General features: G+C 70.4%; 11 protein-coding genes. All 11 read left to right on the top strand.

The window, feature by feature from the left end:
• Positions 1-142: 142 nt before the first annotated feature.
• Positions 143-1120, top strand: coding sequence for a radical SAM protein (locus tag ACFYOJ_RS27885; RefSeq protein ID WP_356555696.1), 978 nt, complete (start codon positions 143-145; stop codon positions 1118-1120).
• A 1-nt stretch (position 1121) separates the two neighbouring features.
• On the top strand, positions 1122-1910 hold the full coding sequence (locus ACFYOJ_RS27880) for a hypothetical protein (RefSeq protein WP_356555694.1): 789 nt from the start codon (positions 1122-1124) through the stop codon (positions 1908-1910).
• A 56-nt stretch (positions 1911-1966) separates the two neighbouring features.
• A complete protein-coding gene (locus ACFYOJ_RS27875; protein ID WP_356555693.1) occupies positions 1967-2827 on the top strand; it encodes a hypothetical protein in 861 nt (286 codons plus the stop codon).
• Positions 2749-3360, top strand: a complete 612-nt coding sequence (locus ACFYOJ_RS27870; protein WP_356555691.1) for an AAA family ATPase — start codon at positions 2749-2751, stop codon at positions 3358-3360. Before ACFYOJ_RS27875 ends, ACFYOJ_RS27870 begins: the two co-directional genes overlap by 79 nt.
• Positions 3361-3415: 55 nt before the next feature.
• Positions 3416-3859 (top strand): NUDIX domain-containing protein, encoded by a 444-nt coding sequence (locus ACFYOJ_RS27865; protein WP_356555689.1) that lies wholly within the window; start codon positions 3416-3418, stop codon positions 3857-3859.
• Positions 3860-3950: 91 nt separating this feature from the next.
• Positions 3951-4481: a hypothetical protein gene (locus ACFYOJ_RS27860; RefSeq protein ID WP_356555688.1), complete on the top strand. Its 531-nt coding sequence runs from the start codon at positions 3951-3953 to the stop codon at positions 4479-4481.
• A 41-nt stretch (positions 4482-4522) separates the two neighbouring features.
• On the top strand, positions 4523-4876 hold the full coding sequence (locus ACFYOJ_RS27855) for a hypothetical protein (RefSeq protein ID WP_356555686.1): 354 nt from the start codon (positions 4523-4525) through the stop codon (positions 4874-4876).
• Entirely contained in the window at positions 4876-7344 is a 2469-nt protein-coding gene (locus ACFYOJ_RS27850; protein WP_356555684.1) for a phage portal protein, read from the top strand. Before ACFYOJ_RS27855 ends, ACFYOJ_RS27850 begins: the two co-directional genes overlap by 1 nt.
• A gap of 1 nt (position 7345) precedes the next feature.
• Positions 7346-7699: a thermonuclease family protein gene (locus ACFYOJ_RS27845; RefSeq protein WP_356555682.1), complete on the top strand. Its 354-nt coding sequence runs from the start codon at positions 7346-7348 to the stop codon at positions 7697-7699.
• A 6-nt stretch (positions 7700-7705) separates the two neighbouring features.
• A complete protein-coding gene (locus ACFYOJ_RS27840) occupies positions 7706-7918 on the top strand; it encodes a hypothetical protein (RefSeq protein ID WP_356555680.1) in 213 nt (70 codons plus the stop codon).
• Between the two features lie 71 nt (positions 7919-7989).
• On the top strand, positions 7990-21757 hold a 13768-nt coding region (locus ACFYOJ_RS27835), incomplete at its 3' end, for an SNF2-related protein (protein WP_388598147.1).

Genomic DNA, 21757 nt, shown 5'->3' with positions numbered 1-21757 from the left:
TGTCCGACGGCCGGTCGACACCGCTCCCGGCCGCCGGACAGGCCAAGCCCCCGGCGCGGGACGACACCCGACTCGTGTCCCCCACGGCCAGGCTCCGCCCGCGCCGGGCCCCACGCTCCACCCGACCGATCACGGAGGAATCATGACCGACCTTGGGATGCCCAACGTTCCTCAGCAGAGGCACAAGGACCTCGGCGCGGGCATCGGGTACGCGTTCAACGGGCAGCACTTCGACGCCCCGGCGGACCTCAGCATCGAGGAGATCGCGAACTCGCTCACCGCGCCGCTCTCCACGATCGTGCAGGTCACCAAGCGCTGTGACTTCGACTGCTCGTTCTGCTCCGAGGTCCTGCAGTTGCCGGACCCCACCCTCGAGCAGCTCGAAACGATGCGGGAGAACCTGGCCGGTGTCAGCCGGGTCTTCCTGTCCGGCGGTGAGCCGCTGATGCGGAAGGACTTCAGCGAGGTCGTGGACATCTTCCACGGGCACCACATCGTCGCCGTGCCGACGAACGCCACGCACGCCCTGGACCACGCGAAGCACATCGCCGGGAAAATCTCGTACGCCAACGTCGGGTTCGAGGGGCCCCGTGCCGCTTTCCGGCGCGTGCGCGGCGACTACGACAAGACGATGGCCGGCGTCCGCGTCCTGCAGGAACAGGGCATCCCCCTCGCCCTGTCCGCCGTGGTCTACCGCTCCACCCTGTCCGTCCTGCCGTACACCGTGCAGATCGCCGACGTCCTGGACGCGACGAAGGTGAAGCTGATCCTGCCCCTGCGCAAGGGCAACGCCCTGAACCTCGCCGACCACGAGTTCATCACCACTCAGGAGGCCGAGACCACCTTCCAGCGGCTCAAGGAGCAGCGCGCCGAGATGCAGTGGACCCCGGCGCTGCGGCTGACGGCGTGGACCCCGGAGAATGAGGGCCACATGATCGTCATCGAGCCGAACGGCGTCGCGCGGGCGTGGCCGGTGTACGACGCGCCGGACCTGTGGGAGAACCTGGGCAACGTCCTGGAGGAGCCCATCACCGAGATCTGGAAGCGCTACCGCTTCAAGAAGAACCACGTCTCCAAGTACGTCGGCCGGTCGATCCACCACGTTGCTCAGGGGGCGTGACGTGCGGGAGCTGACGAACCTCGGATGGCCCGAGACACCGTTCGGGTCGGTCACCACTCCCGTGCAGAAGCCGGGGACGTGGCTGACCGGTATCTCTCTGCTCTGGGGAGAGGCCGGGGGCGATCCGGTCCTCATGGGCGCCGGCATGGTGCTGATGAAGATCCACCGCACCCAGGCGTTACCCGTCTCTGCCCCGCTCATCAACTTCGGGTACCGGGTGCTCGTCCCGGAAACCCTGGACGAGACACAGGCGATCGTCCGGCAGCTCGACGTCGTGCTCGTCCAGGCCCGCCGCAAGGCGCAGATCCTCGCCTGGCACAACGGGGCCGACGACCTGCACGTCCTGCGGCAGCTCCCCCGGGCCGAAGGCGAACCGCGCCACCCGGGCGTGACCGCCATTGCCGACGCCTGGGAGGACCGCACAACGCGGGAACGGGGCACCGTCCGCTGCGTCGACACCAGCCAGGACCTCGGCCCGGCCGGGCTCATCAGCGACACCGCCGCCAAGCACGGCGTGATCCCGATGTACGTGTTCGCCGGCAGCCGGCAGCAGGAGCGCGCGCAGGAAGCGTGTGACGCCATCGCCGAGGGGCGCACTGCGGACTACTCCGTGGATGCTCTCGCCTGCAGTGTCCTGTCCTCCGCGGTCATCACCGCGCTGCTCGGCGGCAAGCACACCGAGCGGCTGCACTGGGAAGAACCGCTGAGCGTCTTCGAGGTCCTGTCCCAGGCCGCGTGGGAGGTAGCGCCTTCCCTTCTGAGCGGCGTGCCGGCCACACGCAGTCAGTAGCGTCCGACGGGGCCGTGCACACCGGGCGGCCCCGTCCTACGGCAGGAACAATCCGAATGATCATCAAGAGCAGCATGTCCGACGCGCGGGCCATGGAACTCCCGCCGCTCCGCTCGGGAAGCGTACGCATCGCCTCCATCGACGTGGAATGGACCAAGAACTACCGGATCAAGAACGGCCAGCGGCCCTTCTGCTACAGCGCCGTGTGGCTCGATCTGCCCCTCGGCGGCACCACGGATCTGTCGCAGGCCCCGTTCGAGTGGGCCAGCTTCTACGTCGACGAACCCGACGAGATGCCCTACCTCGTGCGGCACGCCGCGATGTGCGTCACCAACTCCGCCCGCACGGCCACCATCATCACCGGCCACCAGTTCTGTGCCGACCTGTCCGTCCTGGAGGCCAACGCGCCGCAGGACGCCGTTCCCCTCCTGCGGAGAGAGCGTGAGCAGTGGAGGCAGCGTCGAGACGCCGAGCCGGACACGAGCCACTACGTGGACACCCGGTATGACGCGGGGCACATCCTGACGGGCACGTCCCGCCGGCTGGTCGACGTCTGCGCCGAACTCGGCCTCGACGTCACCCAGCCCGAGCTTCTCAAGAAGTCGATGCCGGCGTGGCACCGCCTGTGGGTCGAGGACGGCGAGTCCGAAGGCCGCGAGCGTGTCAGCGTCCTGAACCTGCGCCACTCCCTCTCGACGGCCTACGTCGCCGCCCTCACCGCCGGACTCGCCTGCCGGCCGGACACCGGCCTGAACGTCAACCGGGTCCTCGCCGAGGCAGCGCACGGCGCCTGGGCCTGGCTGGAGAACCCGACCTTCACCAACCTCCTGGAGGACCGATGCCCATCCGCGAGTGCCGCGTCATCGCCGTCGAAGGCACCCAGGCCGCAGGGAAAACGACGTTCGTCCACGCGCTGACCGCAGCCCTGCGTGAGCAGAGCATCGGCGTCGCCTGCACCGGCGAGCCCGCCCGCACCAGCCCGTTCATGGAGGAGATCGTCCTTCACGAGAAAGGGAACTTCGACCTGGTCGCAGAGCTGGACCTGTTCGCCCAGCACTTCACCGTCCCCCTGCGCGCCGCCCGGCACCACCAGGTCCTCATCACCGACAAGACCCCCGCGAACGTCCTGGCCCTGGCGGGCCTGGTCCTCGACCCCACCGAGCCGGGCACAGCGCCCGTCCTCGCAGCCGCCGAGGCCCTGTGCCGCGCCTGGATGCCCACCGCCTACGACGCGGTCATCTACTGCCGGGACCGCTACGACCAGAAGGCCGGCGGCGACCAGATGCGAGCGAAGGTCCTCGGCATCCAGGACGAGTCCGACACGGCCATCTACGACGCGTGCCGCGCCACGGGCGTACCGATGCTGGAGATGCCCACGGGCCTGACGGTCGCCGAGCGTGTCCAGTGGGCGATGAGCCGCGTTGGAGACATGGGGCTGATCGCCGTCTGATCCCGGCTAGAGTCCCCTACCGGCAAGCGCCCCACCGGTCGGAGGACGAAGCACAGTGCCCCAACAGCCCGTGAACGACGTGATGCTCATCCTGGAGCGCGGCGGCGCCGTGTGCCTTGCCGAGCGGCAGGGCACCGGCTACGCCGACGGCATGCTGAACCTGCCCTCCGGGAAGCTCGACGAGGGCGAGGACGTGTACGACGCCGTGATCCGGGAGGCCCGGGAGGAGATCGGCATCGTCATCGAGCGGGACGCCCTGCGGATCGTGCACGTCATGCACTTCCGCAACCCGGAAGGTGAGCCCCGGATCGGCTGGTTCTTCGCCGCACGGCACTGGGAGGGCGAGCCGCGGAACATGGAACCGCACAAGTGCGCGGGCCTTTCCTGGCACGCGATCGACCACCTCCCGGACAGCACTGTCCCGTACAACGCGCTGGGAATCGCCCACTACCGCAAGGGCGAACCGTTCTCCGTGCACGGCTGGGAGAGGCCCGCGTAGAGGGCAGGGTGTAACAGATCGCGGCCGTTGACGTTTGGGCTGTGAAGGGGGTTGACGCTTTACGTCAACCCCGCAGCCCTCCGGAGGAACGGTGACGACAGCGATAGCCCCCCTCCCGCCCGAGACCGGCCGCTCTCACCTGCAGGAGAGTCTCTTCGCCTGGCTCGAGCCCGACCCTGCCTCCGCGCCCGCAGACGAGGCCGCGGAGGCAGACGCCACCACGGCGCTGCACGAGTCCGCCCCAGAAGAACCGCCCGCCCCGCCCGCCGAGGGGAAAGCGCGGGACCTGTCCCACGTCTGGGTCGTGGCCGCCGAGGTCGAGGTCACCCCGAAGATCGCGAGCATCGCCGACTACCGGGGCAGCTTCAAGACGACCGAGGGGCAGCGCATCGAGGCCCTCGAGGTGTACTGCCGGGGCTGCCGCCGCCCCTACGACGAGGTCACCGGCCAGGACTGCGCCGCGAAGGTCGACAACAGGCACCTGATCGGCGGAGACCAGAGCACCCGCGCCAAACGCAAAGTCCCCGTTCCCCCGAGGAACGCTCGCGTGGTCCCCGGCGGCCGCATCCAGCGCCGCGGCATCGAGGCGTACGTGGGGGGTGTTTCCCGGCCCCCGCGCTGACCACGCGACACTAGCTGCGCCCACTGTCCACTGTGCGCAGCGTGACTACTCAGCGAACCTCCTGGGCGCTCGCGCGTGAAGCCGCCGGCCTGTTCATCACCGCGTTCGGCCTGCTCGGCGTCCTCGTGGCGTTGGGCGCACTCCACTGGGCGGCCGGGCTGTCCGCTGCGGCGGCCGGCCTCCTTGCCGCGGGCATCCTCACGCGTCCGAAGCCCGACGCGCCGCACTGGGCGCACGCCATCCGCGGCGCCGTCTGCATCACCGGGTACGGCGGCCTCACCGGCTGCGCTTTCGCGCTCTGCGTCCCTGTGGGCTGGATCAGCGTCTCTCTCGCAGCAGTCCTCGCCGGCCTGTGGCTCACCACCCGTGAGCCCGAAGCCGAGGAGGCTGCCTGATGATGCCCCGCCAGTTCCTCCCCACCCTCCGCGGCCTCCTCGTCCCGCGCGCTGCCGCTCCCTCTTCACCGCCGCCCGTGGAGACGAAGAACCTCCTCACGGGCACCGGCTACGTCTCGATGACGTACGCCGGCGTGACCAACGTGTGGGGGACGCCCGGCCGCGCGGACGGCTGGGACATGGAACGCGTCATCGTTGAGGGTTACGAACGGTCCATCTGGACCTTCAAGTCCGTCGAGGCGATCAGCAAGCACGCCAGCACGCTCCCGATCCAGATCGGACGCGGCGGGGACGAACGCCGCTTCGAGCAGACCCTCGACGACCATCCGCTGCTGAAGCTCCTCAACAAGAAGGCGAACCCGCTGGAGAGCGGCGACGTCTTCAAGAAGCGGCTGAGCGCGCAGCTCTTGCTGTCCAAGAAGGGCGTGTTCATCGAGAAGACGTACTCCCGGGGCGGTGTCCTCGTCCGTCTCGACCTGCTGCCCCCGGACCGCGTCCAGATCATCCCGGACGACCGGAACGCCGACTACGTCAAGCATTTCGAGTTCACGGACTACAGCGGGCACGTGCGGGAGCTGCTGCCCGAGCACGTCATCTGGATCAGGGACCCCCACCCCACCGATCCGTTCTGTGGCGTCACTCCGCTCGAGGCGGCGGGCCTGTCCATCGACTTGGACGTCAAGGCCCGCACCTACAACATCAGCTTCATCGACAATGACGGCCGGCCGGGCGGCATCGTCGGTATCGACCTGGACGGCGTGGACCCGCGCGAGGTCGACCGCATCCAGAGCCGTCTGGCCCCAGGCGCGCACAACGCCGGCCAGCTCACCCTCGTCGGCACCGGCCCCGGCGGCGTGACCTACGTCGACACGTCCGCCCGGCCCCGGGAGATGGCCTACGAGACGCTGTCCAACACCTCCAAGGGCGAGATCCTCGCCGCGTTCGGTGTCCCGGAGTCCATCGTCGGCAACGCCTCGGAGCGCACCTACGCGAACGCCGACCGCGAAGAGTGGAACTTCTGGGCCCACACGGAACTGCCCCACCTCAACCTGATCGCGTCCGGTTTCGACCCGGACCTGGATGACGAGTGGATCGTCCGCTTCGACACCTCCAGCGTTCAGGCACTGGAGTTCCCCCGCCGCCAGGCCCGCGAGGAAGCCCGCAAGGAGTTCGAGGCCGGCCTCATCACCATCGACGAGTACCGCGAGATCGCGGGCCGTGCCGCGTTCGGCGTCCCGCAATCCAGGGCCCTGTGGATCTCCCCGCAGAAGGCCCCTGTGCCTGCCAACCCGCAGGACGCCGCCGCGCTGGGGCTCGGCCCCGACCCGGCCGCCGCAGACATGTCCGGAGCCGCCCCCAGCGGTGCTCCGCTCCCCGAAGGCACCGCCCTGGAGACCGCGGCCGCCGACGTGGCCGCCGCTCGCGCTCTCGGCTCCGGCCCGAGCGCTGCGGCAGACGTGGCCGCCGCCCGCGCCGGAGGCCCCCTCGCCCTGCCCGCCGGCACAGCGGAGACGGCCGCCGACGCAGTCGCCGCCGCCCGCGCCACCGACACCGGTCAGGGGCCCGGCGGGGCCGCCGACGACGTCGCCCGCGCCCGCGCCACCCAAGAGGCCGCGCTCCCCGGGGACGCTGCCGACGACGTGGCGGCCGCCCGCGCACCCGTCGAGACCAAGGCCCTGCCCGAGGACGACGGATACGAAGTCACCGACGACGACTTCGACGCCCTGTCCATGGCCGTGGCCGCGGCCATCACCGCGCTCCTGGCCCGACAGGAAGGCGTTGTCCTCGCCCGGCTCCGCGCCCCGAAGATCCGCAAGTACACCCGGTACTGGGAGCCGGAGAACGACAACGACACCCGGCACGTCGACGCCGACCTCGACCAGGACCGTGTCGTCAGCGCCGCCCGCTGGGCAGAGGAGACCAGCCGCACCCTGGCGCCGATCCTCCAGCAGGCAGCCGTCGCCACCGCCCGCAAGGTCGGCCAGGCCCTCACCAGCACGGACACGGTTCCCCCGGCGGCGGCCGCGGCCGCCATCGTCACCGCGGCGTACGCCGGCGAGGCCGTGACCGTCTTCCTCGCCGAACTGGCCGAAGTCCTCCGTGAAGCCCAGCACGACGCCGAAAGCATCGGGGACCTTGAGGACGCCGTCACCCGCTTCTACGCGTCCGCCGGGCCCGCCCTGATCGCACGCATCGCCGAGGCGTGCGCCGTCGCGACCATCAACGGCGCCGCCGACGCCGCCGCCGAGCACGCCGGCCCGGACGTCGTCCGGACGTGGGTCACCCGCGGAGACGACCGTGTACGGCCCGCCCACAAGGCTCTGCACGGCAAGACACTGCCCGTCGGCACCCCGTACACCGTCGACGGGGCCAGCCTCCGCTACCCCGGCGACCCGTTCGCCCCCATCGCCCTCACGATCAACTGCCGCTGCCGTCTCCACTACGCCACCGACAAGGAGGTGAGGTGACGTGAACACCTACCCCGCCGCCCTCGAGCGGACGGTGGACGCCGACACCTACGACCTGGCCATCGACCTCGGGTTCGGCATCAGCATCCGCCAGCGCGTCCGGCTCCTGGGCCTGAACACCCCGGAGAAGAACACCGCGGAAGGCAAGGCCGCCATCGCCTGGGCCACCGACTGGCTCGCCGAGCACGGCCCCGGCCTCGTCGTGGAGACCCACCGCAAGGAGAAGTACGGCCGCTGGCTCGCCACCATCACGACCACCGACGGCGCCTGCCTGAACACCGACCTGATCGACGCCGGCCACGCCGCCCCCTACGACGGCACCGGCCCCCGCCCTCTTCCCCAGCCAAAGGAGTAACCCGCCATGTGGGCCGCTATCTGGATCGCCTGGAGCGTACTGTTCGCCGTCTTCGAGACCATCGCTCTCGCCAACCGACGCGACGGCGACACGCTCTCCGAGAACTTCCGCCGCCTGTTCCGCACCCGCACCAGCAAGGCCGGCCGAGCCGTCTTCGCCGTCGGCTGGTTCGGATTCTCCGGCTGGTTCGCCATCCACATCCTCACCGAAACCATGTAGGCCCCGCCGCGGTGTCGCGCCTGCATCCCAGGGCGCGACACTAACCCCCCGCGGTGTGCATGGTCCCCGGCATGCTGAATCGCCCCACTGCACAGGCTGAGTCGCAGGACCTGAACCGCGGTCTCGAGGTCAAGGTCACGCGACGGCCATGGAACCCTGCTCTGCACCCCCGCGACAGTAAGGGCCGGTTCATCGAGACCGGTGGTGTGGTCAGGACCTGGGGCGGCAAGCTCGCGCGCGTCATCCGCGCACTTCCGCACGACCGCATCCTGGTCCAGGACCAGAGCGGCCCGAACGAGTTCCGCGGGCGCCGGCACACCACCAGCGCCAAGTGGGTCAGCATGGTCACCCGCCCCGACGGCAGCGCACCCACCGACGACGAGGACAAGGTCGCAGCCGAGGACGAGAAGCGCCGCGTGGACCCGCGGCGCGGCAACGGCGTGGTCCACGACGACGACGGCGACCCGGACACCCCGAACGATCCGCACGACCAGGACGACCGGGGCCGTCCGATCGGCCCCGACGACGGTGACGGCCCCGACGACGATGACGACCAGGACGAGCCCGAGGACGGCTCTCTCCCGGTCCACGTCGACGCCCTCCCGAACCAGCAGCACGCCTCTGGAGCCCGGCACAAGGACACCGCCGCCGTCCGCCGTCACTTCACGCAGCTCGCCGAGCAGCCCGGCACGAGCGAGGGCATGGCCGCCTTCCTGCGTTCGGTGGCGTACGACGACGACCTGCAGACCACCCCGTCCGGCCGGCTCGCGATCCTCCGCGACGAGAGGAACGGCCGCTTCTTCCTGACCGCCACCGGCACCGGCCAGCGCGTCGATACTGCCGGTGACTTCGACAGCCTCCAGGACGCCGAGCGGTTCGTCGAGCACCTCGACAAGACCGCGGTCAACGGCCAGATCACCAAGTTCAACGAGCCGTTCGATTTCTCCGACCCGCAGGCCGACGCCGCCGCCCGCAGCTGGCGCTCCACCAAGGGCGAGAACATCCAGGGCGCCATCCAGCGGGCCCGAAAGGAGTTCGACGGCACGGTCCCGGACACGGCTCCGAAGCCGGCCGCCTCCTCCTCTGCCGCCCCCGCGGCGAATGGGCGCCGCTTCACCACCGTGCAGGACGTCCGCGCGCACTGGACGAACATGCGCGACCGCCTGAGCCAGGGCGGTCCGTCGGTGCAGAACGCCGTGCAGATGCTGAACACCCTGATCAACGATGACCGGCTCAAGCTGGTCGGCCAGGGCCAGCTCGTCACCCGGCGCGACACTGACGGCAACTGGCGTCTTACCGGCACCGGCAGCGGCTACACCCTGCACCCTCGTTTCGAGACGCAGCAGGACGCGCAGCGTTTCGCCCGGCTGCTGGTCACCACCGACATCAAGGGGCAGGACGGTAAGCCGCTCGACCTGGCCCAGGGCGCCATCACCAAGTGGCGGTCCGACGACAACAAGAACATCCGCGAGGTCGTCGACCAGCTCCTCGGCGAGCGGGAGAAGGAGAACAGCCAGGGCACCCCGGCCCCGCAGGACGCCCCGTCCCCCGACACGGCGCAGAACACGCCAGACCCGGCAACGCAGCCGCAGCCGGCACCTGCTCTGCCGGAGGGCGCCGAGCCCGTCGAAGGCGTGGACGGCTACCACTACGTCAACGACGGCGGCTCGATCACTCTGTACGGCCCGGACGGGCAGGTCGCTGCGACCAGCGAGCGGGGCTACCCGCCGAAGGCGAACATCGACGGCGTCACCGTCCCCATCTCGCAGTACCCGAAGCAGGGCGCAGCGGTCATGGCCCGTCTGCACCTCGCGGCCCAGAACCCAGACCAGCGTGACCGCATCACCGCGGCGTGGACCGTGCACAAGGGCAAGAGGGTCATGGTGTTCCGCGGCACCGTCAAGGGTGACGACCGCGACCACGAGGCAGTCGGCTCGACCCGCGCCATCATGTGGAACCGGACCATGCAGGCCCACTCGACGATGTCGACCATGACCGAGGGGACTCGGGACGAGCGGATCAGCGAGGTCCTGTCCAAGCTCACCGAGCAGGGCCGCAACATCCACGTCACCGACGAGACCGCGGCAGGCACCCCTGACGCGCCCGGCGGTGCGGTCGATGAGACCGAGGCGCTGCGCAAGACCATCGCCGCGGTGGACGACGCCCGTCTCCAGCAGATGCGGAACGAGCGGGTGATGACCTCCCACCGTTCCCGTTCCCACGCTGCCCGCGAGCGTGCAGAGGCAGAAGTAGAGCTGATCGACGAGGAGCTGAAGCGCCGCCGGCAGGAACGGGACGCGGCCGCCGCCCGGGACGCCACCTCGCTCAGCGACGCCGACATCGAGGCCCGCATCGCGGAGTCCCAGAGGGAACGCGGCACGTACGGCACCCGCAGGGGCGAGCCGGCCAACGACGTCGAGCGGGCCGTCTACGGCGAACGCCGCCGCCGCTCGCAGGCCCTCGTCGACGATGACACCGACCTCACGACGATGGCCGCGAACGACCTGGCGAGCGCCCGGGAGACCATCGCCGACCGCGTCCGCATGCACCAGGCCGCCGGTGACGACCACGAGGCGGAACAGGGCATACGACAGGCCCTGCAGGCCCGGCACGACGCCATCGTCGGCGAGCAGCAGCGCCGCCGCGCCGAACAGATCGCCGACCGCCCGCCGGTCGCTGACCTCACCGACGACGAGCTGTCCAGCGAGTACAACGACCTGCTCCGGCGGGACTTCCGCAAGGCACCGCCGGAGGCGCAGCAGGTCCTCGAGGGACGTCTGGAGGACCTCAAGCGGGAGCGCCGCGAGCGGAAGAAGCGGGCCATCACCGACCGGGAGGCCCCCGAGAACCTGAGCGCGGAAGACCTGGCCGCGGAGTACCTGGAACTGCGCCGTGTCCGTTCGTCGTACGACGAGACGGACGACATCAAGGCGGTCCGTAAGGAACGCGTGGCCGCGCTGGAGGAGGAGCAGAACCGACGCGACACCACGCCGGAGGTTGCGCAGCTCCTCGCCCGTATCGACAACCCGGACGCCAACGACAAGATCCGCGTCGACGGCCGCGGCGGGTACGGCTACGTCGACTTCCGGGCCGACACGAACGGGTACCAAAAGCGCGAGCCCGGATGGACCTGGGGCAAGAATTCCTGGGACCACGACAACACGGTCTACACCTCCCGGGCGGCTGCCCTGGCGGCACTGGTCCGGGCGTACGACAACGACCCCGACACCCGCGGTGAGCGCACCTGGGGCACCGCGCAGAAGGTCTTCGTCCCGAAGATGTTCGTGGAGCTGTACCAGAGCGAGCGCATGAAGGACCGGCTGGCCAGCGCGAGTCAGGAACGGCAGTACCTCTACAGCCTGTTCGAGGACCGGTACGGCTGGGACGACGGCGTGAACCCGCTGGTCCCGGACGGCAAGAAGGGCCGCAACATCAAGGGCCGGAACCTGTGGGTTCCCGAGGGGCTTCTCGCCGAGTTCAACCGGGTGACGGAGGAACTGTCCCGGGAGATGGCCGTACGGTCCACGGACCGTGACGCGGACAGCTCGGACCGGCAGAAGGCCAAGACGCGTCTGGCGTCCATCAACGTGGCTCTGCACGCGATCGAGGCGCGGCGCGCGCAGGTCCGCGACAATGGCGGGAACGACGACCAGAAGGTCATGTCCCGTGAGGAGGCAGAGGCCCAGAGGGCTGCGCTCCGTGAGGCGCTGGGAGGCGACGATGAACATGTTCAGCCCGATGGTTCGGGAGCACTGGGCGACGCACCGGCCCAAGGAGTGGGCGGCGATGGCCGATCCGGAGGCGTTCGTGGAGGCGAAGGCTCGGGAGATCGAGACGCAGATTCTGGTGGCCGAGGAGGCGCTGGAGAAGACGGTGCCGGAGCCGACGGGCTATCAGGAGGCGGCCGGCAGGCACAGGCAGATCAGGGCGGACGCGACGGCGATGGTCCTGGCGGAGCTTCTGCCGGAGCCGGAGCCGGGGGCGGAGAAGGCGCCGGAGCAGACGGCGATGGAGCAGCACCTGCAGGAGATCCGGGACCTGATGTACGACGCGTAACGCGGTTCCGGCCGGACCCGGCCAACGCGCCGAAGGGCCATCGCGCGCGTGCGGTCGCGAACGTTGAGGCGATCCGCGTCCTCAAGACGCTGGAGGTCGAGAACCGGCCGGCCACCGACGAGGAGAAGCGCATCCTCGCCCGCTGGTCCGGCTGGGGCTCCGTGCCGATCATCTTCGCCAACGAGCCCAACGCGAAGGAGCCCCGCTACCAGCAGGGCGGCACCCGTGAAGGCAAGTTCGAGAAGGACCACGAGCGGTGGTCCGAGTACAGCGACATCCGCAGCGAACTGCAGCGCGTGCTCACCCCCGTGGAGTTCCGGCAGGCGTCCCGCGGCGTGCTGTCCATGCACTACACGCCGCAGCCTATCGCCGAGGCGATGTGGGAGGGCCTGCGCGAGTTCGGTTTCGACCGCGGTGACGTCCTCGAGGCCGGTTCCGGCGCGGGCACGTTCTTCGGTGTCGCCCCCGACGGGGCGCGCCTGACCGGTGTCGAACTGGACCCGACCACGGCCCGGATCGCGCAGGCGATCTACCCGCACGCCAACGTCCTCAACGAGTCCTTCGCGGAGACCGACGCCCGGCCGGGCACCTTTGACGCGGCGATCGGCAACGTGCCCTTCGCCCAGGCCCCGTTCGACGACAAGCGGTACCCGGCGGAGAACCTCCACAACGGGTTCGTCACCAAGGAGATCGCCCTCGTTCGACCCGGCGGCATCACCGCCGTCATCACCTCCCGCCAGACGCTGGACTCCAAGGGCAACAAGGCCCGCCGGCGAATGGCCAAGTACGGCGACCTGATCGGCGCCGTCCGTCTGCCCTCCGGCGTCTTCAACGACGCCGGCACCGGTGTCACCACCGACGTCCTGGTGTTCCGCCGCCGCGAGGACGGCACCGAACCGGCCGACACGTCATGGCTGGACGCCCCCGAACGGGACATCAACGGCACGCCGCACCACATCAACGCCTACTTCGACGAGCACCCCGAGCACATTCTCGGCACGCTCACCACCGAATCCACCCAGTACGGGCCGCAGCCGACCGTCAAGGGCGACCCGGCGAAGGCCGCCGAGCAGCTCCGTGCCGCACTCGCCGACATCGCCGCCAAGGCGAAGGCCGACGGCCGCGGCTACGAGCCGCACCCCGATGGCGACGACCGTCCCCCGGTGCAGCTCCAGACCGCCCGCGAGAAGCACGCCAACGACTGGTCCGGCCGCCTGTACGAGGGCGACGACGGCCAGTTCTACCAGCACGTCAACGGTGCCGAACCCGTGCTCCTGGAGCCGGGCGACGGCAACACCGAGCAGCTTCGCGACCTGGTGCAGCTCCGTGACGTCGCCGCCGAGCTGCGCGAACTGGACCGGAAGAACGACGAGGAGGAACGCGCCGAGGCCCTGCGCGCCGAGCTGCGGGACCTGCACGCCGCGTACGTCGAGAAGTACGGGCCGCTGTCCAAGCCCGGCCAGCACCGCACCAAGAACGGTGTGCCGACGGCGTGGGGCTACTTCCGGGCCGACCCGGACGCCGGGGCGGTCCTCGCGCTGGAGCGGTGGGACGCCGACAAGGGCGAGCCGGTCCTCTCGCGTGTCTTCACCGAGCGTGCCGCCGCACGCCGGCAGCCGCTCTCCTCGACCAGCGACCCGAAGGCGGCCCTGGCCGCGGTCGTCGCCGCCAAGGGCGAGGTGGATCTCGGTGAGGTCGCGCGGCTCCTGGAGGTCGACGAGCCCGAGGCGCTGAAGCGGCTCGGCAGCGAGGTCTTCACCGACCCGGCCACCGGCCGCCTCGAACTGGCCGGCGCCTACCTCTCCGGAGCCGTCCGCGACAAACTCGCCGCCGCCCGCAAGGCCGCCGAGAAGGACCCGGCGTACGCGGTCAACGTGGCCGCGCTGGAGGCCGTACAGCCCCCGGACCGCACCATCGGCCAGTTCACCCCGGAGATGGGCGCCCACTGGACGCCGCCGGAGCTGCTGCAGGGCTTCCTGCGCGAGTACCTGGGCGACCGCACCCTCCGCGTCGCCCACGACGACCGGTACGGCTGGATCCTCAACACCGGCAAGGTGCCCGAGGCCAACAACCTCATGTACGGCGTCCCGGCCGTAAAGCCCAACCCGGACAAGGGCATCAAGGGCAACAAGGGCAAGAACGCCGTAGAGATCGCCCGCGCCCTCCTCGGTTTCGGCTCGCTGACCGTCTACGAGGACGACAAGCGCAAGGAAGTCGACGAGACGACCTCCCGCCTGATCCGGCAGAAGGCCGACCAGATGCGGGCCGAGTTCGCCAAGTACGCCACGGCGAACGCCGAGCGGCTGAGTGTCCTCACCGAGTCGTACAACCGCATCATGAACGGGCACGTCGTCCGTTCGTACGAGGGCATGTCGCCCACGCTCGAGGGCTTCACCCCCGACCGGGACCCGCACGCCTGGCAGCGCTCCGGTGCGGCCCGTATGCAGTTCGAGCGGGGCGTGATCCTCGCCCACGAGGTGGGTCTCGGCAAGACGTCGACGCTCGTCATGGGCACCCAGGCCCTCAAGGCGTCCGGGCAGATCGACAAGCCGATGGCCGTGGTCCCCAACCACCTGGCCAAGCAGTGGGCGGACGAGGCCCGGTACCTGTATCCGAACGCTGATATCCACCTGATCACCTCGGCGGACCTGGCCGGCGACCGCCGCGGCAGCACGCTGGAGTGGCTGCGCGCCAACAAGCCGGACCTGGTCATCTTCACCGAAGAGGCGTTCGGCTCGATCAAGATGAGCCCGGAGGCTCAGGACGAGTACGAGTTCCGGGAGTTGGAGGCGCTGCGCGAGCAGCTCGACCGCCAGTACGAGGACTCCGACAACCCGAACCACCCGTTCATCGTCGCGAAGATCGAGCAGCGCATCGCGACGGTCCAGAAGAACATCAACAAGAACGCCGCCGAGATGCGGCGGCCGGGCGCGCTGTACTGGGACGACCTCGGCTTCGACTACTTCGTCGTCGACGAGGCCCACCGGTACAAGGGCGTCGGCTTCCGCTCCAAGGAGGCAGGCGGCGATCCGGCGTCCCTCCGCGGCGTCGACCTGCATCAGAAGACCACCGACCTGCACCGCCGCCGACGGGGCCGGGCCACGATCACGCTCGCCACCGGCACGCCGCTGTCCAACAGCATCAGCGAGCAGTTCACCATGCTGCAGTTCGCGGCGCCGTGGGTGCTGGACTCCTACAAGGCCGGCGCCCCGGACCTGTGGGCCAACACCTTCGGTCGCAAGACCCTGCGTATCGAGAACGCCCCCGACGGCTCCGGCCTCCGCGTCGTGGAGCGGTTCTCCGAGTTCCACAACAAGCGCGCCATGAAGACCATGTGGGGCCTGGTCGCGGACACCAAGCGCGCCGACGACGTCGGTATCCCCCGGCCGAAGATCAAGGGCGGCGCCCCCAACCTGATCTTGGTCGACGCAACGCCCGACCAGAAGAAGCGCCTCAAGGGACTCGTCGCCCGCGGCCGTGACATCCACAACGGCGAGCCCCAGAAGATTCGTACCCGTCGGGGCGAGCTGGCCGACGACAACATGCTCACGGTGTCCAACGAGGGCACCAGCGTGGCCTTGGACCCGCGGCTCATCGACGGAAACGCACCTGCGGGCAACAAGCTCAAGGCCGTCGCGGACCGGCACATCGAGCGGTACCACGCCACCAAGGACCGGACCTACAAGGTCGCGTACGGCAGCGACGAGGACCACCCCGTTCCCGGCGCCCTTCAGATGATCTTCCTGAACGAAGGCGTCCCCGACAGCAACAACAAGGGCGGCTTCGACGCGTACGCCGAGCTCAAGCAGCTCATGGTCGCGGGCGGTGTCCCCGAGGACAAGATCAAGTTTGTCCAGGACGCCAAGAAGTCCGGCAAGCCCGAAGACATGACAGAACTGTTCCGGCAGGCACGCGAAGGTGAAATCGCGGTCCTGATCGGCTCCAGCGCCGTCGCCGGTACGGGCATGAACGCCCAGGCCCGCATGATCTCCCTGACGCACGTGGACCTCGACTGGGGTGCCGCGCAGATGGAGCAGCGCAACGGCCGCATCTTGCGCTACGGCAACATGAACCCCGAGGTCGAGATCGACATCGTCGCGACCAAGGGCTCCATGGACGGCTGGAAGGCCGGTTTCGTCGCAGCCAAGGCCGAGGGCTTGGTCGACATCCAGAGGCCCGAGCCGGAGGACGGCGACTCCAGCGACGTCGTCCAGGAGATCGACGGCGGCGAGTTCGACTACGAGACCATGGAAGCCGAGATCGGCGGCAACCCCTACATGAGTCAGCTCATGAAGGCCCGCCGCCGTCTCAAGGACCTGGAGATCGACCAGCACAACGAGGCCGCGGAGCGTATCCGCCGTGCCGAAGCCCTCGAGGCGCTGCGCCAGGAGGCCCAGGCCACCCGCGACGGTATCCAGCGCCGCGAGCAGGCCCTGCCCCGCATCCAGGAGGCAGGCGACCAGTTCCGCATGACCCTCGGCGGCTCCCCGTACAGCGAGCGCTCCGACGCCGGCAAGGCCCTGCACCGGGAGATCACCCGCCGTCTCCTCGATCACGACCGTGAGGGCCTGAGCGACTGGCACACTCTCGGCCAGTTCCGCGGCCTCGACTTCGGCGTCCGTACCGAGCGCGACGCGAACGGCAAGCTCGTCGCGCACGTCGGCTTCGAAGACCTTCGGCACTCCGAGTTCACGCGAACCGTGGAGGACCTGCAGAAGAAGAACGCCGGATCGGGCATGATCACCCGCCTCGGCAACGCCCTCGACAAGGCCCCCGCGCTCCAGGAATCGGACCGGGCCAAGGTACCGGACCTGGACGAGCAGATAGCCCTGCTTCAGTCCGCCCACGCGGCCGCCGACCTCTCCCCGCAGATCGACCACGCCCGGAAGCGGTCGAACCTGCTCGAGGAGATCGTCGCCCGGATCACCGACCTCGACGCGAAGCCCGAGATCGACCCCGACGAACTCGACAAGAAGAAGTACAAGAAGGACGCCCGCGAGGCGATCGCAAAGGAGCGCCGCGAGGAACGCGAGCCCCTGCAGGCCGCCGTCGACCAGGCCGTCGCCGACCTCGCACAGTGGGACGTGGAGAACCCGGCGCCGGAGCAGGACGACACCGTCCGTCTCTCCGAGGACGAGGTACGCGAAGCCCTCGCACGCATCCGCCCGGAACCCGCCACGGCCCCCGAGACCACCGCTCCGGAAAACAACGACGACAGCGCGTCCACGGGGGACACCGACCCTGACGGCGACGCACCGGACACCGACGAGACGGAGGCCCCGGAAACCGGCAGCAGCGGCAACGGAGGAGGTGACGAGCCGCCGGCCGACGCCCCGAGCACCGGCGACCTCGGCGACGACGAGGACGGCGACCAGGGCGACGCTGACGCCGCTCCGGAGGACAACGGCACGGTGACGCTGTCCCCGGACCAGGTCTCTACCCAGCTCGACGCCGTACGTCCCGAGGGATCCAAGGCCCCCTCGTCGATGACCAACGAGGAGATCCGCGACGAGATCGTGGAATTGATGGGCCGCGAAATGGCCAACGGCGGGGAGCTGCCCGGCGTCGACCGCACGCGCCTGCAGGTCCTCGAAGCCGAAGAGGCCCGCCGCGCCGGCCGTGCCCCGAAGCGCGAGGAAACCTCGAAGCCGAAGCAGCCCACCGCAGAGCCCGGTAGCCTCTTCGACGACGTGGCGACCACCCCGCAGGCGAACAGCGCCGCGGACGTGAACAACCCCGAGGACCGGCCTGCTGACGCCTTTGGCACGCCGGACATGTTCGCCGATGCCGAAGGCCGCGACACCAGCGACCTGCGCCCCGCGCGCATGCGCAACGCCGCCGACCTCGAGACGGGAGACCGGTACACCGACGCCGACGGCCGCACGCACACCGTCGCCGAACCCCCGGTCAAGACCTCCCGGGGCCGGACCCGCATCGTCACCAGCGATGGTGAGGAGCGCTTCTACAACGCCGACGCCGAGGTACGCCTGCGCTACCCGGACGAGGAGATCCCCGAGAACGACACCGCCGAGTCCAACACCCCCGACGTCGACGAGCCGGAGAGCACCCCGGACAGCGACGGCAGCACCATCAAGGACCGCACCGACCGCATGTCCGATCTGGTCGGCCGCGCCCTCGACCGCGCCGGCGGTGACGCGCTGCCCGAGATCCGTGAGCTGGCCGACGCCATGGACCAGGTCGAGAACTCCGACGCCCCGGACGCCGAACTGCGCGACATCGCCGATCGGCTGGACTCCCTCGCGGAGATGTACGAGCTGGGCGGCCCCCGTGGTGAGCGCGCGGCAGAGCTGTTCCGACAAGCCGCTCGCATCGCTCGTGGCGAGGACGATGACCGCCGCGACGAGGACGAGGGCCGCCGCGACGAGGAGGAGGGCCGCCGGCATCGGGACACCGACCCGGACCCGGACGGCGCCGGTCCTGACGAGGCGCCCGAGGGCGGTGGCGCAGACACCCCCGACACCCCCGACAGTGACGGCGAGAACGACGGCGACCGACCGAACGACGACGAGCAGGACGCTCCCGAGAACAGTGAGGACGAGGAGGACGACGAGGAGCGCCGGCGTCGGCGGCGGCGCCGTAACCGCAGGGACGGCAACGGCGGCCCCGGCGGTCCGCGCGGCCCCGGTCTGCCGCACCTGAACCTGCCCGACTTCCCCGACAGCACCGGCACCGGAGGCGACGAGGGCGAGGGCGAGGGCGCGACCCGCCCCCGGCACCGCGACGTCGGCTCCCTGCGGAACGCGTGGAAGAACGGCGACGGCCTCACCACGGCCGAGGACACCCCCGAGCGGCGCGCCCACCTCGCTGATCTCGCGGACCGCGAGGGCCTCGCCCTGTCGCCCGAGGGCGGCCTGGCGATGTACCCGGAGCAGCAGGACGACGGCACCACCGTGTGGCGCTTCGTCCAGGCCCGTAACGGCACGAACCTGCCCGGTATCACCCTGGCCACCGACGACCCCGAAGTGGCGCGGGAGCTGGCCGGACGGTTCGAGGAGATCACCGACCGCAACGGCGACACGTTCGACTGGCACCAGCCGTGGGGGCCGGCCAGCATCGCCGCATGGCGTGATGGGGAAGGCCGCACTCTTCCCCAGGCGCTCCGCGCGGTGCACGACGACTACGAGCAGGAGCGCAACGGCGCCTTCGACCTGCCCGAGGACCTCACCACCCTCAGCGACCCGGAACTCGAGGCCGCCTACCGGCAGGGTCTGGGCCCGGAGGACGAGATGCGGGTCATGGCGGAGATGGACCGCCGTGACGGCTACGTCGACGAGCGGATCCGCGCCGCTGTGCCGGACACCCCGCCGGCGGATGCCGCCGAGGCCGAGCGCCGCGGCCGCGCCATGGACGAAGCCCTCGGCTTCGGTGACACCGACGTCACGCGGCCCGCTCCGGCCACCCCCGGCAACCTGCGCCGTTCGTTCGACCGCCTGGACGAGGAGCGTTTCCAGGCCGCGCTGCAGGAGACCGGCGGGCGGATGCTCAGTCCCGAGGCCGAGGCCGCCGGCCACGATCCCCGGGAGGTGTTCTCGCACCGCAAGTACACCAACAAGCGGGCGCTGGAACTGGCCTCCCCGGAGCTGCGGGTCTGGTTCGAAGGCGACGAGTCCGGTCGCCCCGGTCACGGCCGGCTCACGTACCCGCAGTACCGGCAGCGGGAGAAGGACCGTGTGCTGTGGGCCGAGTTCGAAGACTGGGACGAGGCACGCCGCCGTCAGGCCTACGAAGCGACGAACGGCTACTTCTTCAAGCGGGAGTATTCCCGGCCCCGCGCCGGCGTCCCCAGCGAGTCTGTGCTGTTCTCCGGCGGGAGCATGTCCAACGACCGGTGGCGGAAGTACGCCAGTGAAGAGCTGGTCGAGTGGTTCGACGCCAACGGGCGGGTCACCTTCAACGAGTGGAAGGAACAGCGCCGCAGGGATCTGCAGCTGGAACAGCAGAACGAGGAGGAGCGGCGTCTCGCGGCCGGGGGCGAGGAAACCTCGGAAGAGGAGAGCACCGACTTCACGGCGGCCGACGTCCACCCGGCACCGCTGTTCGACCCCAGGCGCGTCGAAAGTGAGGAAAGCGCGGCGCTCCGCTTCGGCGGCCGCGACCGGATGCTGGAGTTCGCCGACCAGGCGGAAGTCCGTCCCGAGGGGGACGGCGAGTCCGCGTCCGTGTGGCTCGACGGGCAGCAGATCGGCACTATCCACAACATCAACCACTCGCTCCCGGACCGTGACCCGGTATGGGACGCCACTCCGTTCCTCGGCCTGGACCAGGACCGGACGACCCGCTCCGGAAGCCGGGACACGGCCGTCGCCAACCTCGTCGTCCGGGCGCTGCAGAACGGGCCCGAGGACCCGACGAACCCCAGCGACGACGCCTGGGACACCGTGATGGTGCACCTGGCGGGCACCTCCCGTGCCCTGCCCGGGCTACCGGAATCCCTGCACGGCGATCCGGAAGCCCGCGCCCGCTACGAGCGACTGTCCGGCACCGTCGACGCCTTCCGCGACCAGCGGTCCCCCAGCGGGGACCTGCGCCAGGACCTGGCGCAGGCACGCGAGGACTTCGCCTGGCTGCGCAGCACACTGACGAGTGAGGGACAGAGCGACGTTCTCGCCGACCTCGACGCGCGCACGTTCTGGGCAGGCCGTCTCCTCGACGGGCTCGGCGTCCCGGACAGCGACCGCGAGCGGCCCCGCGACGGCGACGAGCAGAACACCGGCGACGCCCCGTCCCCGCGCACGCCCGCGCCCGACAGGCCGGCAGGCACCCCGGAGACCACGGCGCGCCCGCCGGCCGCTCCGGAGCCGACCCCGGAGCCGGCCCCGGTCGGCGGTCAGCCCGCGCACTGGGCCCGGGTCGAGGACCTGACGCCCGGCGACATGGTCCGCATGGACGGCACCACCAAGAAGGGCAAGCCGCTCCAGCGCGCCGGATACGTCTACACCGCGCCCGTGCGCGTGGACGTCACCCGCCAGGGCCGCACCGAGCAGATGTGGCGTACGTGGGTCACCGAGAACCCGGACGGCACCGGCGCTTCCGGCAACGTCTACACGAGCCTCAACGCCGCGGCGGCGCGCGCCGCCACACCGGACGACGTCGTGCCCGGCTCGCCGGCCAGCGGCGCCCAGAACACGGTGCGGGCCGGGGCCCTGCCGGAGCGGGTCCCGACGGACCGTAACGGCCGTGCCCTGTTCCCGGGCAGCACGGTCACCGGCGTACGGGGGATCCGCACGCAGGAAGGCACCGTCACTGGTGCCACCGACAGCACCGTGTCGGTGCGCTGGGACGACGACGAGGAAGACGGCGTCAGCCCGTCCACCCTCGCGGTGACCAACAGCGCCCGCCCGGACGGATGGACGGCAGACGGCCAGCAGGTCCGCCCGGACGCTGTGGTCGCCGACACCGACGGTGCACTCCTCGGCCCCGTCGACAACATCGACGGTGACCAGGTCACCATCGCCACCGCCCAGGGAAAGATCACCCGCAGCGCCGGCGACCTGCGGGTAACCGGCGAAGTCCGCGACGACGATCCGGCCACGGCCCCCGTGACCGGGATCGACGAGCCGACGGCCGCGGACCTCAAGGACGGCGACGTCATCGTCCTGGACCTCGACGGCACCCCGGCCACGGTGGCGATCACCGGGACCCGCCGCGACGGCGGCCGCGTCGCCATCGAGTACGCCGACACCACCACCGGTGAGATGGGCGAACTCGACGCCGACCCTCACACCGTGTTCACGCGCGCCCTGGGCCCCGACGGCGGCGCCC

Source organism: Streptomyces sp. NPDC006384 (assembly GCF_042870695.1).
Lineage (GTDB): Bacteria > Actinomycetota > Actinomycetes > Streptomycetales > Streptomycetaceae > Streptomyces.
Note: the sequence above shows the minus strand (reverse complement) of the source record. Positions and strands in the feature narration are given on the sequence as shown.

Excerpts from the sequence above, each read along its gene's own strand:
- ACFYOJ_RS27885 (WP_356555696.1), top strand. The coding sequence starts at position 143 with ATGACCGACCTTGGGATGCCCAACGTTCCTCAGCAGAGGCACAAGGAC.
- ACFYOJ_RS27875 (WP_356555693.1), top strand. The coding sequence starts at position 1,967 with ATGATCATCAAGAGCAGCATGTCCGACGCGCGGGCCATGGAACTCCCG.
- ACFYOJ_RS27870 (WP_356555691.1), top strand. The coding sequence starts at position 2,749 with ATGCCCATCCGCGAGTGCCGCGTCATCGCCGTCGAAGGCACCCAGGCC.
- ACFYOJ_RS27850 (WP_356555684.1), top strand. The coding sequence starts at position 4,876 with ATGATGCCCCGCCAGTTCCTCCCCACCCTCCGCGGCCTCCTCGTCCCG.
- ACFYOJ_RS27840 (WP_356555680.1), top strand. The coding sequence starts at position 7,706 with ATGTGGGCCGCTATCTGGATCGCCTGGAGCGTACTGTTCGCCGTCTTC.